Annotated in this window: 15 protein-coding genes; 8 read left to right on the top strand and 7 right to left on the bottom strand. The window is 41.7% G+C overall.

Features of this window, described 5'->3' with window-relative positions; all coding sequences use genetic code 11:
• Window positions 1–107: 107 nt before the first annotated feature.
• Complete coding sequence (locus tag ACYVIL_RS17690) at window positions 108–1,172, top strand: efflux RND transporter periplasmic adaptor subunit (protein ID WP_460313823.1); 1,065 nt, start codon at window positions 108–110, stop codon at window positions 1,170–1,172.
• Window positions 1,172–4,276, top strand: a complete 3,105-nt coding sequence (locus ACYVIL_RS17685; RefSeq protein WP_303474496.1) for an efflux RND transporter permease subunit — start codon at window positions 1,172–1,174, stop codon at window positions 4,274–4,276. The genes ACYVIL_RS17690 and ACYVIL_RS17685 overlap by 1 nt, the downstream gene beginning before the upstream one ends.
• A 68-nt stretch (window positions 4,277–4,344) precedes the next feature.
• Here the strand turns inward: ACYVIL_RS17685 and ACYVIL_RS17680 are convergent, their stop codons facing one another.
• Window positions 4,345–5,184 carry a DUF2797 domain-containing protein gene (locus tag ACYVIL_RS17680; RefSeq protein ID WP_303474495.1) on the bottom strand — a complete coding sequence of 280 codons (840 nt, stop codon included), beginning with the start codon at window positions 5,182–5,184 and terminating at the stop codon, window positions 4,345–4,347.
• Window positions 5,185–5,418: 234 nt separating this feature from the next.
• On the opposite strand from ACYVIL_RS17680, the gene ACYVIL_RS17675 reads away from it, so the two are divergent.
• From ACYVIL_RS17675 to ACYVIL_RS17665, 3 genes are all read left to right on the top strand, one after another.
• Window positions 5,419–5,892, top strand: coding sequence for a SixA phosphatase family protein (locus ACYVIL_RS17675; protein WP_303474494.1), 474 nt, complete (start codon window positions 5,419–5,421; stop codon window positions 5,890–5,892).
• Window positions 5,893–6,019: 127 nt separating this feature from the next.
• Window positions 6,020–7,927, top strand: a complete 1,908-nt coding sequence (locus ACYVIL_RS17670) for a tetratricopeptide repeat-containing diguanylate cyclase (RefSeq protein ID WP_460313820.1) — start codon at window positions 6,020–6,022, stop codon at window positions 7,925–7,927.
• A gap of 126 nt (window positions 7,928–8,053) precedes the next feature.
• Window positions 8,054–10,429, top strand: coding sequence for a DNA polymerase II (locus tag ACYVIL_RS17665; protein WP_460313818.1), 2,376 nt, complete (start codon window positions 8,054–8,056; stop codon window positions 10,427–10,429).
• Here the strand turns inward: ACYVIL_RS17665 and ACYVIL_RS17660 are convergent, their stop codons facing one another.
• The gene (locus ACYVIL_RS17660; protein WP_460313816.1) at window positions 10,430–10,657 is read right to left on the bottom strand and encodes a YgaP family membrane protein; all 228 of its coding nucleotides are present in this window, start codon (window positions 10,655–10,657) and stop codon (window positions 10,430–10,432) included.
• Window positions 10,658–10,887: 230 nt separating this feature from the next.
• Here ACYVIL_RS17660 and ACYVIL_RS17655 point away from each other — a divergent pair, with 230 nt between their 5' ends.
• Window positions 10,888–11,256: a response regulator gene (locus ACYVIL_RS17655; protein WP_303474490.1), complete on the top strand. Its 369-nt coding sequence runs from the start codon at window positions 10,888–10,890 to the stop codon at window positions 11,254–11,256.
• 52 nt (window positions 11,257–11,308) lie between these two features.
• Window positions 11,309–12,436, top strand: a complete 1,128-nt coding sequence (locus ACYVIL_RS17650; RefSeq protein WP_460313814.1) for a MalY/PatB family protein — start codon at window positions 11,309–11,311, stop codon at window positions 12,434–12,436.
• A 25-nt stretch (window positions 12,437–12,461) separates the two neighbouring features.
• Here the strand turns inward: ACYVIL_RS17650 and ACYVIL_RS17645 are convergent, their stop codons facing one another.
• Both ACYVIL_RS17645 and ACYVIL_RS17640 read right to left on the bottom strand, forming a co-directional pair.
• Complete coding sequence (locus ACYVIL_RS17645) at window positions 12,462–13,658, bottom strand: Nramp family divalent metal transporter (RefSeq protein ID WP_303474488.1); 1,197 nt, start codon at window positions 13,656–13,658, stop codon at window positions 12,462–12,464.
• A gap of 308 nt (window positions 13,659–13,966) precedes the next feature.
• Window positions 13,967–16,204, bottom strand: coding sequence for a TonB-dependent receptor (locus ACYVIL_RS17640; protein ID WP_460313826.1), 2,238 nt, complete (start codon window positions 16,202–16,204; stop codon window positions 13,967–13,969).
• Between the two features lie 157 nt (window positions 16,205–16,361).
• Here ACYVIL_RS17640 and ACYVIL_RS17635 point away from each other — a divergent pair, with 157 nt between their 5' ends.
• Complete coding sequence (locus tag ACYVIL_RS17635) at window positions 16,362–17,027, top strand: YecA family protein (RefSeq protein ID WP_368411642.1); 666 nt, start codon at window positions 16,362–16,364, stop codon at window positions 17,025–17,027.
• A gap of 1 nt (window position 17,028) precedes the next feature.
• Here ACYVIL_RS17635 and ACYVIL_RS17630 read toward each other — a convergent pair whose 3' ends face one another.
• The 3 genes from ACYVIL_RS17630 to ACYVIL_RS17620 form a co-directional block, all read right to left on the bottom strand.
• On the bottom strand, window positions 17,029–17,625 hold the full coding sequence (locus ACYVIL_RS17630) for a tetratricopeptide repeat protein (RefSeq protein ID WP_303474592.1): 597 nt from the start codon (window positions 17,623–17,625) through the stop codon (window positions 17,029–17,031).
• A 211-nt stretch (window positions 17,626–17,836) separates the two neighbouring features.
• On the bottom strand, window positions 17,837–18,073 hold the full coding sequence (locus ACYVIL_RS17625; RefSeq protein ID WP_303474487.1) for a TIGR02647 family protein: 237 nt from the start codon (window positions 18,071–18,073) through the stop codon (window positions 17,837–17,839).
• A gap of 52 nt (window positions 18,074–18,125) precedes the next feature.
• Window positions 18,126–18,635, bottom strand: coding sequence for a hypothetical protein (locus ACYVIL_RS17620; RefSeq protein ID WP_303474486.1), 510 nt, complete (start codon window positions 18,633–18,635; stop codon window positions 18,126–18,128).
• Between the last annotated feature and the right edge of the window lie 82 nt (window positions 18,636–18,717).

Raw genomic sequence — 18,717 nt, 5'->3', positions numbered from 1 at the left:
ATCGCTTGCCATTGTTCTTTCGTTCGACGCTCTCTGCGCATAATGTCTCCGACTGATCATCAAAAACGACATTGTGCGGTGCTAAATATGAACTGACGAGATGGTCTTTGCTAGACGCTCACAATAAACGGATGAAATACATCATTACATTGCTGTTGCCTGCTATTTTACTTTGCACAAACCTGCTTAGCTTTTCTGCAAGAGGCCAGCAGTTTGGAGCAAAGGGCCCAACTGAGGTAATTGTTGAAAGAGTGCATTTAGACTCGCAAAAGTCGTCCGTAGAGGCGGTGGGATCTGCCGAAGCGGTCAAGTCAGTAGATATCTTTCCTGCCACTGCCGACAAAGTAGTGTCAGTTAATTTTGTACCTGGTCAAAAAGTCACTCAAGGCCAGGTGTTGTTAGAGCTCGACTCTCGTCGTCAAAAAGCCGCTTTACAAAGAGCCAAAATTCAACTTGCAGATGCCACTCGAAATTTACAGCGATTGGAGCAAAGTCGTAGTAAAGGGGCGGTTACTGAAAGTGCTTTAGATGTAGCATCAACGGCCAAAGAGCTGGCTAAAATGGATGTCATTGATGCAGAGATTGAACTGCAAGATAGAAGGGTCATCGCACCTTTTACCGGGTATGTTGGGCTTACCGATGTGGAAGTGGGAGACCGTATTACGGAACAAACTCTGATTACCACTTTAGATGATAGAAGTCAGTTATTTATCAATTTTCGCGCCCCTGAGTCTGCTGCCAGCACGCTTGGGCAAAACAGTTCAGTTACAGTACAGCCGTGGACGCACCGTGATGTTACCCTGGATGCCAAAATTGCTCAGCTAGATTCAAGAATAAGTGACTCTGACCGTACTATTTTGGCGCGCGCTATTCTCGATAATCAACAGGATAAATACCGCCCGGGAATGAGCTTTCGTGTCAATATCAGTGTGCTGGGACAAACTTTTCCCATTATTCCTGAGTCTGGACTATCATGGGGAGCAACCGGAGCCTATATTTGGAAGATGGTCGACGGTAAAGCTCAGAAAATAGAAGTGCAAATTAAACAACGTATGCGCGGTTATCTTTTAGTTGAAGGAGATATCAGCGAAGGTGAGCAATTGATTGTAGAAGGCATTCAACGATTGAGACCAGGACAGGCTGTTGAAGTCCGTACAGTGGAGAGCGAATAATGACGACTTCTTCCCATCATCAACAAGACTTACCATCTTTGTCTGTGCGCAGACCTGTACTTATTGTGGTAATCAATTTACTCATCATAATTGCTGGTATTGCGGCGCTAAGTGGTTTGGAAGTTCGCGAATTACCCGATGTTGACCGCCCAAGACTGACAGTGTCGGCAAGTTATCCAGGGGGATCGCCAGAAACCGTGGATCGGGAAGTCACTAGTCGTTTAGAAGGCGCAATCGCGCGGGTGAGTGGTGTTGATTCTATCCGCGCACAAAGTGAAGAAGGCAATTCTCGTACGGTTGTGGAGTTTCGTCCTGGAATTAATTTAGAAGATGCTGCCAATGAAACGCGAGAAGCCATTAGCCGAGTCCAACGGGAATTACCTGATGAAGTTGAACGACTTTCCATTATTAAAGCCGATAACGACGCTCAAGCGGTAGTCAGTTTAGCTGTATCCAGTGAAAACATGAGTATGGAAGCCATGACGGAGATGGTTGAAACCGACTTGGCTCCTATGTTTCTGAGTATTCCTGGTGTGGCAGATGTGCGGCTCAATGGTGATCGAGAACGGGTTTTACGGGTAACAATTGATCCCTTACGATTAACCAGCTTTGGGTTATCTGTTACCGATGTTGCCGATGCCCTAAGACTCGCCCCTTTCGATGTTCCCGCTGGCAGTCTAAGGTCAACGGATCAAACCCTTATTGTTAGAGCAGACGCGACTTCGGTGACCACCGATCAAGTTGAAAATATCGTTATCCGTGGCGATACCCGTGTGGCAGACGTGGCAAGCGTGTATTTTGGGCCCGCAGATGCGCAAAGTTTGGTGCGTTTAGACGGTACTCCCGTGATTGGATTAGGCGTGTTACGACAAGCTAGTTCAAACACAATCGAGATTTCCAATGAAGTGCTAAATATGGTCAAGCAACAGCAGTTGCGATTTCCTGAACTAAATATCGTGGTTACCTCTGACGATGCTGAGTTCATACGTGGCTCAGTAGAAGAGGTTATTACCTCTCTAACGTTCACCATTGCTTTGGTGGTGTTGACCCTTTGGGTGTTTATTGGTTCCGGCCGGGCAACCATAGTACCCGCATTTGCTATTCCGGTTTCATTAGTTGGTGGCTTGGCAGTGATGTGGATGCTGGGCTTTTCCATAAATATACTTACCTTGCTAGCCTTAGTATTGGCCACGGGCTTGATTGTTGATGATGCCATTGTGGTGTCAGAAAATATTCAACGCCGTCGATCTTTAGGCCTGGGCGCGAGGGCAGCTGCCGTTATTGGTAGTCGCGAGGTGTTTTTTGCGGTAGTGGCAACAACGGCTGTATTGGCTGCAGTGTTCATTCCCATCGCATTTTTGCCATCAACCGCAGGACGTTTATTCCGTGAATTTGGCGGAGTCCTCGCCAGTTCTGTGATTATTTCCTCCTTTGTGGCGCTGTCACTTGTGCCGGCATTGACTGCACGTCTGCCGATTAAACAAAACAGTAAGCACTTTTTGGGTAACTTCGGACAATGGTGTGGCCGGGGTTATGAGCGAAGCCTAGCCTGGAGCTTGAAATACGGTTGGTTAATTTTGTTACTATCATTGGCAGCCGGAGCATACGCCGGTTATTTATATCAATCATTAGATAATGAATTGTTGCCCAGTGAAGATCGTGGCAACGTGCGTATTTTTGCCCGAGGCCCTGATGGTGTCGGGGTGAATTTTATGGATCGCCAAGCCATGAAAATGGAAAATGCATTGCTGCCATACGTTGAAGAAGGAGAAGTTAAGTCAATCTATACAGTGGTGGGACAGTGGGATCCTAATATTGTATTTATTACTGCGCCTTTAGTGCCCTGGGATGAGCGTAGTCAATCTCAACAGCAAATTATTGAACAATTACAGAAAGAAGTGGGATCGATTCCTGGTGCTCCTGGTCGAGCTTTTGGCTCGAATAGCCTTAACTTACGTGGCCAAGGTGGTGGTTTAGAACTGGCTTTAACCGGTGAAGAATATACTGAAATTTATCAGGTTGCCCTCGATTTTAAAGCAAAAATCGAACAGCAACTTTCAGGATTTGGCGACATACAAATTTCCTATCAGCCTACTCAGCCGCAATTACGAGTGAATATAGATAGGCGACGAGCTGAAGAGCTAGGGGTGTCATTTTCAGATATATCCACTACCCTAAGAGCGGCAATAAACGGCGAAGACATCGCAGATTTGAATGTGGGTGATCAAGCCATTCCAATTATTTTGCAGGCCTCCAATGCTAATTTGGCTAATCCTTCGGATCTCACCAATCTCTACGTATCCTCAAATAATGGTGGCTTAGTGCCTTTATCTAGCCTCGCCTATATTACCGAGGAAGGAGTGGCATCTGAACTTGAGCGTCACGCCCAACGTCGCTCAATTAAATTGGAATTAGAGTTGATTGATGATGCTTCGATGCAAACATCAGTGAATAACATTCGTCAATTAGCTCAAGAATCTCTGCCACCTGGAATAGGCTTAGTTTTTCTTGGTGAAGCAAAAACGTTTGAAGAGACCTCTCAACAAGTGCTGATGACCTATGTGTTGGCATTCATCATTGTTCTATTGGTGCTGGCGGCGCAGTTTGAAAGTGTGAATAGTGCAATAGTGGTTATTTTAACTGTGCCTTTCGGTATCGCTGCAGCCTTGTTTGCCTTATACATCACGGGTATTTCCATTAATATATATTCGCAAATAGGTTTAGTTATGTTGATTGGCTTATTGGCTAAAAATAGTATTTTGCTGGTGGAATTTGCAGATCAAATGCGAGACCAAGGCTACTCTGTCTATCAAGCGATTATCGAAGCAGGTAAAGTGAGATTGCGGCCTATTATGATGACGTTAGTCTCTACTATCTTAGGTGGACTTCCGCTTATTTTATCCTCAGGAGCTGGTGCTGAAGCGCGTAATGCCATTGGCTGGGTTGTATTTGGTGGCCTTGGGATAGCAGTGGTGTTTACGCTTTATCTTACCCCTGTACTCTATTTAGGCTTGGCAAGATTTACAAAACCTAGAGCGGATGAAGCCAAACGTCTGGATGAAGAGTTAGACAAAGCCAGTGACGCTGGGCTGGCTGTAGATTAGCTTATTGACGAAGAAAATTGGCAGACATCTGGAAAACGTTGTCTGCCATACTTTAACGCTACACTGAATTAATTGGTCTCAATTTCTAAATGGTAACCCGCATACTTTCGCATGTTGATGACGCGGTCATTATCTAACAACCAATATTGACCTTTAATACCATTCAACACCCCCTCAAACCCCAAATCTTTATCCAAATTTATCGACTTAATTTTGTTTGGATAGGCACTCACAGGGTATTGAATATCAATCGCTGGCATATCGATTAAATTGATTGCTTGAATCCCATATTGGGAACCAATATCGTCTAATTCCATTTCAACTAACCCAAATAGATGTTCGCGCATGGCAATTAAGTCGGCTTGTTCCGGCTCGCCTTTTAACATAGTGCGCCAATTGGTTTTATCCGCGATATGTTGTTTAATCACGGTTTCTACCAAGCCACTGAGTAAACGATTTTTAACCCGTAAAATGGGGATGGCTTGGGTCGCACCTTGGTCAATCCAGCGGCTTGAAACACCGTCGCTAACATGTCTGGTTATCCCTACCTTTAACGTACCTGTATTGGCTAAGTATACAAAATGGTCGCTCATGCAGTTTTCTTCACCCCATTGAGGCTCACGACAAGTCCCTTGGTCATAATGGCAGGTTTCGGGTTTAATAATACAGGTGTCGCATTGAGCTAATTTCATTAAGCAGCGATAACAATAGCCTTGATTGAAACTCTTTTTGGTTTTGGTATTACAGTGAATACAATTAATCACACCCGTATGGGTTACTTTCACTGAATTACCAATTATTGAGTTCATGGCAATATGTGAGTCACCAATGGGTAATTTATATTCAACCGTTGAGCCAACATCAGCTTCACCGTGCATTTTGCGAATATTTCCGGAATAAATAGGCATTAAGGTTACTTCTTAGGTTGTTGGGCGTTATTTATCGCCGTCAAAAATAAAGATTCTATTATCGAATAAACCTTGTTAAGGGATTATTCTATTTAGGCACGCATGCTAATAGAATCTTTTCTTGATATCAAAACCAGATTAAAGTGACCTGAAAAGTAGTAGGTTTTGAATGGGGGATTTCATTGCCCCTTAATCTTTAAGAAATTTGGCCAGATAAACAACCTGGATTCGACTATGATAAAATTGATTTATGCAGTGTTACTATGTTTGCCATTGAATGGCTATTGCTACGACTTGTATCTTGTTCGGCATTTTGAAAAGCAAGCCGGTGGCACTGATCCTGGGTTAACTCAACAAGGGCAACGTCGAGCAAATAAACTTGCCGAATATTTACTACCTAAGAATATTCAATATATTTATTCGACTAAGTATCACCGCACCAAGCAAAGTGCACGGCCTTTCGCACAAGAGTCCGGTTTAAACATTCAGTTTTATTCACCTAAGCAATTAGCCGTTTTTGCAGAAAAGATTAAATCGCTACAAAGCAATGCCCTTATTGTCGGTCACAGTAATACCACACCCACCTTAATTTCTTTATTAGGCGGAGTGGCTGAGAAAATTGATGAGGATGAATACGGTGAGTTGTTTATATTGCAAATATCTGATGACAGCGTAAAAACTAAGAGTGTCTTAATACCGGTTCAATAAATTTGTTTACAATGCAAGCAAGGGGGTAATCAATTTAGATTAGGTATAAAATAACATAATGTTTTGCTTGAAAATTGTTCTACAATCAGAACTCGGTTTTTTATTTAGCATTGTTTAAGGAACGTAATTGTCCCTGTCTAAATGGCTTCAAATTGCCTTGTTTACTCTTTTGATGGCAAGTTTCTCCGTCAGCTTTACTGTTAAAGCTGCGCCTATTAGTATGTGGCAATCACCTTATAAAGAGTTAATCCTGCAAACTGCTAAAGCACCTAGTGACGTATTGCAAAAACTCCTTACACAAACCTCCACACCAGAGCAATCAGATTTACAGCATGCTCAACATCATTCTGCGTTAAGTATCGTTTATTACGCTTTAACTTACCCTAATGAAGCGTTAGAGCATGCCAGAACCGCTTTGACATTTATTGATCCGAGTACCCAACCTTGGTTATTCCATATGACTAAGCTTAATGAAGCTCGCGCCTTAGAACTTTCTGGCAAGCCTAAAGAAGGCTTAATAGCCTGTAATGCCGCTTTAGTATGGGCAGAACTGAATAACGATATCAACTTACGAGTGAGTGCGTTATACGTTAGAGGATTAATCTCAAATTCACTGGTAGATTACCAAGGCGCACTACATGACTTGCAAATGGCCTATGAGCTTGCACCTCAATCTGAGCTTCACAGTCGAGGAGATATTGCTGGTGTAATGGCCTTGGTTTATGAATATAGAAGAGAAGATGCCCTTGCCATTCCATTTTTTGAAGAGGCTGTAAACTTTCACAAGCAAAATCAAAATTATCTAGAGTTAAGTGTGGCCTTATATGGATTAGGTAGGGCAAATAAAAACATTGATAACCTCGAAATTGGACGATCACAACTTCAACAATCACTAACATTGGCGCAGCAGGTTGGAGATGAACAAGGTGTTGCCTACGCCCTCAAAGAGCTAGCGGGAATCGCGTTAACAGAACATAAATTTTTAGAAGCTAGATCGAAGTTGCAACAAGCTTCCCATATTTTTCAAAAAAGCCAAAATATGTATATGCTGCTCGATACCAATTTATCCTTATTACGGGTGGCTTTAGCAGAAAAGAATTTAGAGCTAGGTAAGCAATATTTAGCAGCCGCTAAATCTAATATTGATCCAGAGCAAATGCCTCTGCAAAATATTTCACTTGAAGAAATGAGTGCGAAGTTACTCGGATTAGAGGGGAAGTATCGACAGGCCTTTGAGCTATTAGATTCAACCGTTAGATTAAAACAACGTATTTTAAGCCAACAAAGCACCCAACAATTGCATAGTTTACGTTCTCTGTATGAAATTGAAATTAAAGATCGCGAAAATAAGTTACTGGAACAAAAAAATCTGTCTCAACAAATCAGCATTGCAGATGTGGAAACGAAAAACCTGCAACTGCTTATGCTTTTTGGCGCCACTTTAATTATATGTGGTCTGTTAATAGTGTTGGTGTATCGCACGATACAAAACAGAGCGAAGTTGGAAAAACTAGCAAATGTGGATGGTTTAACAGGGCTAGCCAATCGTCGACATGCGCTTGAATTACTGCAACGGCAAATTGAATTAGCTCGACGTCACAGGTTTCAATTATCAGTTGCCATTATCGATATAGATTTATTTAAAAAGATAAACGATACCTTTGGTCATGCATCAGGGGATGAGGTGCTTACAAAATTTGGTGAATTATGCCTGGATACTTTTCGTCAGACCGATGTCATTGGCAGAATTGGTGGAGAGGAATTTGTTATTGCTTTTCCACACACGTCCATACAGGATGCACAAAAGACACTTAAAAGTTTGTCAGTAAACGTTAAAAAATTACCCATATCTTTTGATTTAAATGGGCTTACTTTATCTATTTCCACAGGGTTAACAGCCTATTTACCCGGAATGACGTTGGAAAATTTAATGTTGCAGTGTGACAGTGCCTTGTATCAAGCCAAGGGAGCGGGTCGAGATCAAATCGTGGTTTTCGATGATCAGAATCCTAGTTCAATGCAACTGGCTCTATAAATCTAATTCCTAATTGTTTTAAACTCGTTTTCAACTAGCCTAGGCATGAATCTTTAGTCTGGATTAGGCGGCTTCTAGGCTGTACAATTTTACTTTTCACGACATTCTTTGGGAGCGCCTCCGCTATTGCAACAAGTCCCTCAGCAAGGGTTTATTCTCACCCGCAAAGTGATTGAGCGAAGTGGATATTCATATATTGAGTTTTGGTTAAGCACCGAGCAAGGGCCGGTAAAACTAATCACCGAACAACAAAAACCTGTTATGTTCATCGCAAACCAAGACGTACCTAAGGCCAAGAGTTTAGTATATCAATCAGGACTTGTTGCCGAATTCAAACCTGTGAAATTAAAAACCTTTGAGCAAATGCCGGTTAATGCCGTATATTTTGCCACGCCCGCAACCTTCTATCGGGCAAGAGATGTGTTGAGTGCTGCTCAAATATCGTCTTTTGAAAATGATATTCGGCCAGCAGATAGGTATATGATGGAACGCTTTATCTGCGCAGGTGCTTATTTTACAGGGGAGATTCAAACTCGCCAGCACAACACTTCGCCAGGCTTCATTACCCTAAAGAATGCCCGACTTAAACCGGCAGATTATATTCCTAAGTTAAAATTGGTGTCCCTAGATATTGAATGCAGTATCGATGGGGAACTTTATTCTATTGGTCTTTCTAGTGGTGAATTTAACTGCGTCATCATGATTGGAGAGCCTGAGGGTAGTGATGATTGGATAACTTGGGTTGCAGATGAAAAACAACTCATTGAACAGTTAAATTTGGTTATTGCCAAATTTGATCCTGATTTAATTATTGGTTGGAATATCATCAACTTCGATTTCAAGGTGCTGACTCAACGGGCCAACAAATTAAACGTCAGGTTGCGCCTCGGTCGAGATGGTACTGATGTGTACTGGCGCGAATCTCGTAATGACAGTAATTTAGCATTTATGAATATTGCTGGAAGGGTGGTGATCGACGGTATTGATAGTTTGAAAACGGCAACTTACCATTTTGATAGCTTTAGTCTAGAAAGTGTCTCTCAAGCTCTTCTGGGAGAGGGGAAAGATACCACTGATGTTGATAATCGTGTTGCGGCTATTAGCCATGACTTTCAACACAACAAAATAAAATTAGCAAAATACAATCTTCAGGATTGTGTGTTGGTGGAAAAAGTATTCAGTCACACTAACTTAGTTAGCTATTTAGTGTTGCGCAGCCAATTAACCGGATTGGAACTGGATAAAATCGGTGGCTCCGTTGCAGCATTCGTTAACCTCTATTTACCAAAACTTCACCGAGCAGGTTATGTATCACCTAATCGCCCTGCAAATGGTGGGTTGGCAAGCCCTGGGGGTTATGTCATGGATTCCCTTCCAGGGCTGTATAAAAATGTGTTGGTATTGGATTTTAAAAGCCTTTATCCCTCCATTATACGCACTTTTAAAATTGATCCCTTAGGGCTGGTTGAAGGATTACTTGAACCCGATAATGCCATCCCTGGATTTCGAGGTGGTTTGTTTTCCAGAGAAAAGCATTTTCTACCAGATATTATCACCAGCTTATGGAAGCAAAGAGATGAGGCTAAACGCCAACAAGATTCGGCTCGCTCCCAAGCCATTAAAATTATAATGAATTCGTTTTATGGGGTGCTGGGTTCTGGCGGCTGTCCGTTTTATGATACCCGTTTAGCAAGTTCTATCACAATGCGTGGTCACGAGATTATGCAGACTACAGCAGCGTGGATAGAAGAAAAGGGTTATAAAGTAATTTATGGTGATACCGACTCGACCTTTGTGTGGTTAGAAAATATTAACCAAACAGAGCAAGCGCTAGAGATTGGTAAAGCCCTTGAAAAAGAGATCAATCAAATGTGGCAGCACAAAATTCAAGACCAACTTAAGTTGCAATGCCATTTAGAAATAGAGTTTGAAACCTTGTTCTCAACCTTTTTGATGCCCACCATTCGCGGCGCAGAAACAGGCAGTAAAAAACGTTATGCAGGTTTAAAACATGTCTCTAATCAACCACCGGAGTTAATATTTAAAGGCTTAGAAACCGTTCGTTCTGATTGGACCAATTTGGCAAAAGAGTTTCAACCAACATTATACAAAATGGTATTTGCTAATCAGGATGTGAGTGCTTACTTGCTTGATATTGTTGGTAAAATAAGGGTTGGTGAGTGTGATGACCAGCTTGTGTATCGCAAACGCCTACGACAGCCGCTGGTGCAATATACTAAAAATGTACCGCCTCACGTTAAAGCAGCGCGCATTGCTGATGAACATAATAAACGACTGAATAAACCATTGCGCTATCAAAACAAAGGTTGGATAAGTTACGTGATTACCACAGATGGTCCTCAGCCTGTAGATTACATCAGCTCGCCTTTAGATTACGAGCACTACATCGATAAACAAATCAGACCCATTGCAGAAGGTATTTTACCTTTCATAGACGTCTCTTTTGATGACATCACCAGCAATCAATTGGGATTGTTTTGATTATTGTGGATGATAGGAGTCATCTTTAAAGTCAGGGTAAGTATCAATCCCGAGCAATTTGTAAACTAAGCAGAATCCAAAACTACAAGTATAAAATAATGCCGCGCCTATTAGCCCTAAAACAATGCTAACAGTGGTGCCGAATAAACCTTCAACAGCAATGGCTAAAAGTATAAGTGCTACGACTGAACGAATTGCAGTATCTAAAATGCCAACATTTTGTTTCATTTTTCTATCTCCTAATCTGATGTATTAAGTGTAGTCTTAGGGCACAAATTGGTGTTGATCTGTATCAACTTATCATCTTGTTTGTGATTTTGTTTGATTTAGAGGGCTGACCCTTCAGAATTGATGTAGAGATAACAAAAGGTTTGGAGTTAGACTTTTTTACAATGTTAAAACTGCAGTATAAATAGTATATTAGCGAGCATATGGTTTTATAATGCTAGGTTGACTCGATGCACAAAATACTTGTAATTGATGATGATCAAATTACCTTGGAATTGATACAGTTGATTTTGGAAGAATTTGTAGAAGGTGAGGTGATCACTATAAATAATGCGGTTGAAGCTGTGCGTTATATTGATAAAAACGATATGAATAAAATTGATTTGGTTATTTGTGATTGGCAGATGCCAGAATATGATGGGATTACCCTGTTGAAGACAGTTCGCTCGAAGCGACAAGACCTTCCATTTCTGATGGTAACAGGAACAGCAACTAGAGATTTGGTTATGTCGGCTAAAAAAGCCGGTGCATCAGAATTTATTGCTAAACCGTTCAAAAACCATGATTTAACCGATAGAGTAGCTAAATTACTCAAATAATCAGATCCTAACACCATTCTCTCTACTAATTTACGTTGTTAAAGGAACAAGTATGCAGTTTGATGATGTCATCGATAGATCCGCCACTCACGCATTTAAATGGGAAAAGTATAAAGGTAAGGATATCTTACCAATGTGGGTAGCTGATACTGAGTTTGCTAGCCCAAAGGCGATACAATCGGCTCTGGCAGAACGAGTAGAACATGGCCTATTTGGTTACACCTTGCCTGCACAATATACACCGGCAAATCAGGCAGTGGTCCGCTGGTTAAAAGATAAACACCATTGGCAAATTGATCCCCAGTGGATAGTGTGGACACCAGGGGTAGTGCCTGCATTTAACGTGGCATGTAAAGCTTATTGCGAACCCGGCGATTCGGTGATGATTCAAACGCCCAATTATCCGCCTTTGCGTGCTGCACCGGGCATCAGTGGTTTAAACAGAATTGAAATTGATAGTGTTGAAATTGACGGTCGCTGGACGCTGGATTTTGCTCAATTAGAAGCACACGCGAGTGATCCTAAGTGTAAGTTGTTTATCTTGTGTAATCCCATGAACCCTGTGGGAACGGTATTAACTGAATCTGAACTTGCTACCATTGCACAAATTTGCAGTAAGCACGATGTAAAATTGTGTTCAGATGAAATTCATTGTGATCTGGTCCTCGATGAGACCAAAAAACACCTACCGGCGGGAAATTTTAAAGGCCTCGAGCACAATTCGGTCACCTTAATGGCGGCAAGTAAAACCTTTAATGTTGCAGGCTTAGGTACTTCCTTTGCAATTATCCCAGATAACAAGTTACGCGCTGCATTTGTGGCCAGTTCACAAGGATTTATCCCTTGGGCAAATGTAATGGGATTGGTTGCTACTGAGGCAGCTTTTACGCTATGTGACCAATGGCATACTGATTTACTCGACTATTTACGTGGCAATCTGGCCTACGTTGAGCAACAAGTTGAGCAAATTGAAGGCCTTCGATTATTAAAAGTAGAAGCCACTTTTTTAGCCTGGATAGATGCGAGTGGTTTAGGTTTAGATGACCCTCAAGCCTATTTCGAAAGTAAAGGAGTAGGGCCGTCTCCTGGTGCTGATTTTGGTAATAAACAGTTTGTGAGAATTAATTTCGGCTGCCCCAAGAGCATGCTTGAAGACGCATTTAACCGTTTAAAATCGTAGTTCATGGTTTTGGGGCTGTGGCATATCAGATAAACACACTGATAAGTTTATACAGCCCTAAAACAGATACGAATACAACAATTAATCCGCCCACTATGTTAGCTAGAAGGCCATTTTTATGTTGGCCCATGAGCTTGTTGTTATTTAACGTCCAAATCAGGAAAACAGCGATAATCGGTAACAGTAAACCGTTTGTTGCTTGGGCAAATAAAATCGCAACTAAAGGTTTTATGCCACTACTGGCAAAAACTACTCCCACTAACATGACTGATAGCCAAACACACTTAAATCGAATATCTGTAAGTTCAGTCTTCCAACCTAAAGCACCACAAACTGCATATGCTGCGGCTAAAGGAGCGGTAATCGCACTTGTAAGCCCTGCTGCGAATAAGCCAATAGCAAAAAATGTGTTGGCGTATTCTCCCAATAAGGGAGTGAGTTGCTGACCTATATTAGCAGCGTCTACTTGAGTTTGGGTGACGAAAAACGTACTCGCCGCGCAAGATAAGATTGATAAGGTAATTAAGCCCCCTAAACCTATCGACAAACTGCTGTCTATACGGTTATTTCTCAGGGCTATGTCCAGATTGTCATCACTTGGTGCGTTTTTAGCGACAATACTGGCATGTAAAAATAAGTTATAAGGTACAACCGTAGTGCCTACTAGGGCTATTACCATTAAGCTGCTGCCGTCAGGAAAGTCAAAGGTTAGTGCACCTTGAATGACATCGAGTAAATCAGGCCCCGCCAAAAACATAGTGGCGACAAAGACTGTTGACATGGTTAAAACCAGAGCAATAAGGGATTTTTCGACCCACTTGTATTGCCCAGTGAGCAATAAGCCAGTGGCAATGGTGGCGAGCAACCAAACCCAATGGGTTAATGCGCCGCCGGAGAACCCTGCCAACCCCATGGCTGCACCCGTTAAGTTGCCTCCTTGGTAGGCTGCGTTACCCACTCCAATGGCACTTACCACTAGCAAAATTGCGAATATCCTTTTCATTCCGGTGAACTGTTGGCTAATTGCTTCCGCTAAGCCGTTCCCCGTTACTAATCCCAACCGCGACGCCATTTCCTGCAAAACAAAGGTCGCGATAACAGAAAATACGAGTGCCCATAACAAGGTAAAACCAAAGTTCCCTCCTGCTAGGGTAGCTGTTGTGACTGTACCTGGACCAATAAATGCCGCGGTTACTAAAAGAGCAGGGCCGAATTTTTTCATAAGATACCAAATTTACTCAGACCCATTTTCCATTCACTGGTTGTGCAACTTAGTATGGGCTAACGAATGATGATTTAGCTTAACTTAGGCAAAGATCGTTGTCACTTAGGTAGTGTCTAAATGAGCCTAATAATATCTTCTAAGATACTGATTGATGTATGAATTGATGTAAATATGAAGTGGCAGTGATTGAATCTATTGACAGTGAATGTTGTAAGTGGGAAATGACAGTGTACATAACTAGCTACCTAGCCCCCTGACCTTACATCACCATTGTGATGCGAGGCCCGGGGTAGGTATTTTTATGATTAGAAGTGTAGTCTTGCTCCAAGGACAACAGAGCGACCCGGTAAAGGTGCTACGTCTTTAATAAATGAGGCATGAACTCGAGCCTCTTTATCAAGTAAGTTGTTACCTCTTACAAACAGTACTAATTCATTGTCAGCAACATCTGTGTAGTAATTAAACGCAGCATTGACCAAGGTGTAACCTGCTGTTTCGGTTTCATAGTCAGCAATATCCGTTTGTTTTGCGTTGTAGGTGGCACCAACTTCAGCATGCCAATAATCACTGTCGAAATGTAAACCAAAGCCAATTCTAGCCGGTGGAATGCGAGGTAAGTTTTCTCCTGTAGTCAATTCAGCTTTAGTAATATCTGCAAAAGTTTCTAAGCGAATCTGTTCAGTGAAATGCCAGTCTATTTCGGCCTCGAAACCATAGATATCCGCGTCTTGTTGACGGAATAAATAGATTGCTAGCTCCTCGTCTTCATGATCATGCTCTTCGTCGAGTTCCTCTTCTTCCCCTTCGCTATGAATATGACCATCTTCGTAGGTAAACCCAGTATTTTCTTGGAACAAGTAGTCATCGATTTGATTGTAGAAAATACTAAAAGTCGCTTCTACGCTTTCGCCTGAAAAGTGATAGGTGAGATCGAGATTATTCGATACTTCTTTTTCAGGCTCTTGTAGATTCTGGACAATATGATATTCCCCGGCTTCATCACTGGATTCAATATCAAACCCTGCACCAAGTTCATATGTGCCTGTGGCGATATGCAAACCGTTTGAATAGATTTCAGCGGATGAAGGCGCTCTTTCCGAACGGGCATAATTAAACGACAGCGTTGCGTTGTCTTGTATGCTCCAAACTACCCCTGCTGATAAACTTAACGCTGAATAGCTTTGATCATCGAAGAAAATCTCTTCGTCGTGTTCATCTTCATCGTGGTCTTCATCAGCATGGTCGTCTTCTATAGATTCAAAAAAGCTGTTATCCACAGAAATATCACTCTTTTCATAGCGGAAACCCATTTGAAATAACAGGTCATCTACCTGTTTTTCTTCAAGCACGAATAAGGCGAAGGCGTCACTTTCTGATGCAGGGGTAAAGGCTTCTTCACCTAGGGCAGAGAAATCACTGTTTGTGTAATTTAAGCCAATTACACCTTCCCAACCATTAATACTGCGATGTTTACCCCACAAACGAGACTCTATGGATTCATTACTAAATGTAGTGCCGATAGCGCCGTCTTCAATTTCACTATGGCTGTAGTCAGTGTATGCACTGCGAAATTTAACTTCGCTAAAAAATCCATCCAAATCGTGGAAATCAACTAAAAATTGATAACGATCTTGTTCTAAGCTAGCGAATACCTCTTCTTCTTCATGCTCTTCTTCGTCATGATCTTCATCATCATGATCTTCTTCATCATGCTCATCTTCTTCATGTTCATGAGAATGCCCTGGGACGCCATAATCGCTGTCTAATTGACCAAACGAAAATGCTACATTAGCATTGTCTGAAGCCCAGCCTAAACCAGCAGTAAAACCGTTTGCGTCGATAAAAGAGTTATCTAATTTTCCACTGTCATCGGTACCGTCAATGTCTGCAGAGCCTGGAATTGAATAATCTTCAGTTTCTCTATCAAACGCATCAAAATGCCACATAATAGTGTCATTTCCACCATCAACGTTGACATTAAATAAATCTTCACTCGATACTGAGTCGTGTAGGTAACTCACTTTACCTTCGATTTCGTCCCGTCTTTGGACTGGCAATCGATTATCTACAATATTGACAACACCGCCAATGGCGCCACTGCCGTACAATAGTGTCGCTGGTCCACGCAGCACTTCTATTTGAGTCGCGTTAGCAGCTTCTGTTGACACCGCATGATCTGGGCCTACTCTTGAGGCATCTGAGGCATCCAGACTATTTTGTAATATCTTGACTCTTGGACCATCAAGTCCTCTAATAATAGGACTACTCGAAACTGGGCCGAAATAAGTGCTATGCACACCTGGCACGTTTTTTAGGGTTTCACCTAAAGTTGGGGCAATTCTCGATTCCAAATTTTCACCCGCAATAATTGAAACTGGCGTGGTGGATTCAAGGATTGTCGGATTAAGTGGGTGAGATGTAATCACTAATTTTTCGATTTCTTGCTCGTCTTTTTGAATCGGTTTGGTTTGTGCCGCTACGCCTGTAGAGACACCCAAAGCGATAACGGTGGCAATGGCAAGTTTGGAATAATGGTGCGAAATCAAGATGATCCCCTTGTTGAGTATGGATGTTAACGCAATGTTATACTGTATCAATTGATATATTATAACGTCAGTGGAGGCTTTTTTGTCAATGGTTTTTTCAGTAAATTTCAAGATTATCCGAGTTGATGATTTTGTGTGCTAATAGGAATGAGTATTGCCTTTCGTGAAACCTGAAGCTTTACAACAGCTTGAAAAAATTTGTAGGCAATATCCAAGGCTATTGCACAGATCACATTATTTGGCTGGGTTAGTCTTTGCTGTTAGTGCTGCACCCGAGATCCCCATGCCTGATGTTTGGCTCGGTTGGGCATTTAAACAACGAGGCGCAGGAATTTCAGAGTCAGAAATAGATCATATTGCCGAGGTGTTAATGGGGGTATTGCAACATGAGTTGGCAAACATGCGTGAAAATCTAATTGAATATCCTGAAAAGGGAAAGCCTTTACCTGATGATTTAAATCAAGATATTGCCGTGAGCCAGTGGCTTCAGGGTTTATTAACTGGACACAGTCATTTGGAATCTGTTTGGCAGAGTTGTTGGCAACAAGTAGAAAATCAGCAACCCGATAAGGTGCAAGGCTTTCAACGGGACTTAAAACATTGTTTATTAATGTTTAGTTCCTTTGCCAATATCCCTATGGCACTTGAGCAAGCGAAAAAAGTGAACAACCTTAAACTTCTCGACAATCTACCAAAAATTTACGCATCTTTACCAACAGCGTTGAAAACCTACGTGGATTTGTCTGGTCAACTTGCTAAGTTTTTGCCCCATCAGTTTGAAACCTTTAGTCAGCCTAACTCCGCACCATCAAATGAATAATCTAGCTATCCAACGGGCGCTTTGCTTTGCGGACGGCTTTAGGGTGCATTAACTTTTCTAAATCATGCATGCAATTTGCTATCTTTGAATGGGTCTTTTTGTCATTGGTGACGGCGTTGTATAACCAGTGATATACGTCTTCATAATCGTATGGACTGCCATATCCATCGATAAATAAATCGGCCAGTTGAATCTGAGCCTTAAGATTGCCAAGCGCCGATGCTTCTCGTAAGTAAACAACCGCCCGCTGTTTGTCTTCTTGCACTAGCCTGCCCATGGAATAGTATCTGCCTAATTGTTCTAAAGCCGCAGGTAGACCTTGATCAGCAGCTTCCTGCATGTAACTTATGCCCCTTGTTGGCTCAGCATCTACACAAACACCCCAAGCCAACATATCTCCCCACAAAAATTGAAAAGAAGGTATTTTTAAGGTTTCAGCACGAGCTTCAATATCCTGCACAAGTTGACATCTGTCTAATACCACCCGGTCTAAATGCTCATTGCGATTGATCAACTCAATTAGTTCATCTTGACTATAAAGTTCAACCGCTTTGATTGGCTCAGCACTGTGTGAATGAAATGACAGTAACGTCAACATTGAAATAAAAGATGTCAATTTATACAGGCGCATATCGAAGGTTCCGTAGAGTCAAAAAATAACCAGCTATGATGATTGTATCGACATTTTCACAAAATACTAAATATAAAACCTAATTTGTCAGCAACTCAAAGGGCAGGTGGCTTCAATCTGTAGATGCTGCCAAAGACAACAGTCGATTCAACCGTTGTCAGTGTCAGTGATATAAATTTTACCTAGATGTTAAAGCAGACTGAATGACTTGGGCATGTTCAGCTAAGTCGTGTCCCAAATCAGTTAGGTAGCCACCATCAGGCTGACTAACCACACCTTTATCAAATAACCTTTTTGCTGCATCAACCATAGATTGTTCGGCATCATGGTGAATTTTTAATCCTTGCATAAGGCTTTTGTTGGGGAATTTTAATATGAGGTTTAGTTCTTCGGTAAGTTCGTTGTTGAAAGGCATAATTTACTCTTCTATTTATGTTAACTAACTTGCGTTAATTGATTGCAATTAACTATTTTTTTCGTTTTACATATTTTCCATCAAACAAAGTTGACCATGTCTCACCATTATCTTGGCTTGACTGCCAATGCTGACGCACGATTTTGTCGGTTTCATCCGTTCTAGGCGTCCATGTGATTTTATGCATTATTTTTTCTCCTTTAGATGTTTGTCCTTCACCTGTTAATATCATTGAGTGTCCGTCAAATTTACCCTTCAATAGCAGCAGTAAACCTTGATTATCTACCCAAGTTTGGTGCCATTGCTGTTCTTGAGTATCGTAAATATTGATGCTTTGACCTTGATAGCCCGAAGGCGTTTGGTATTCCTCCTTTAAGCTACAGCCATCTAGTAACTGAGTGATTTTATTAACGCCAACAATTTTGCCTTGCGTGGAATATACGTCCCACGTGCCTAGCCAGAAATCAAACTGCCGGTGAACGTCTTTCCTACAGGCAGCTGAAGAGCAAAAACTCAGCAAGGTGAAAATGAATAATAGGCAGCGTTTAATTTTTATTCCCATAGGGTTTGTTCAATGACTGATCACCTAGTCTTAGGTTATCCTTGAATTCAAAAAATTACAAAATTTTAACAATTTATTTTGC

This window comes from Aliiglaciecola aliphaticivorans (assembly GCF_054782055.1).
Note: the sequence above shows the minus strand (reverse complement) of the source record. Positions and strands in the feature narration are given on the sequence as shown.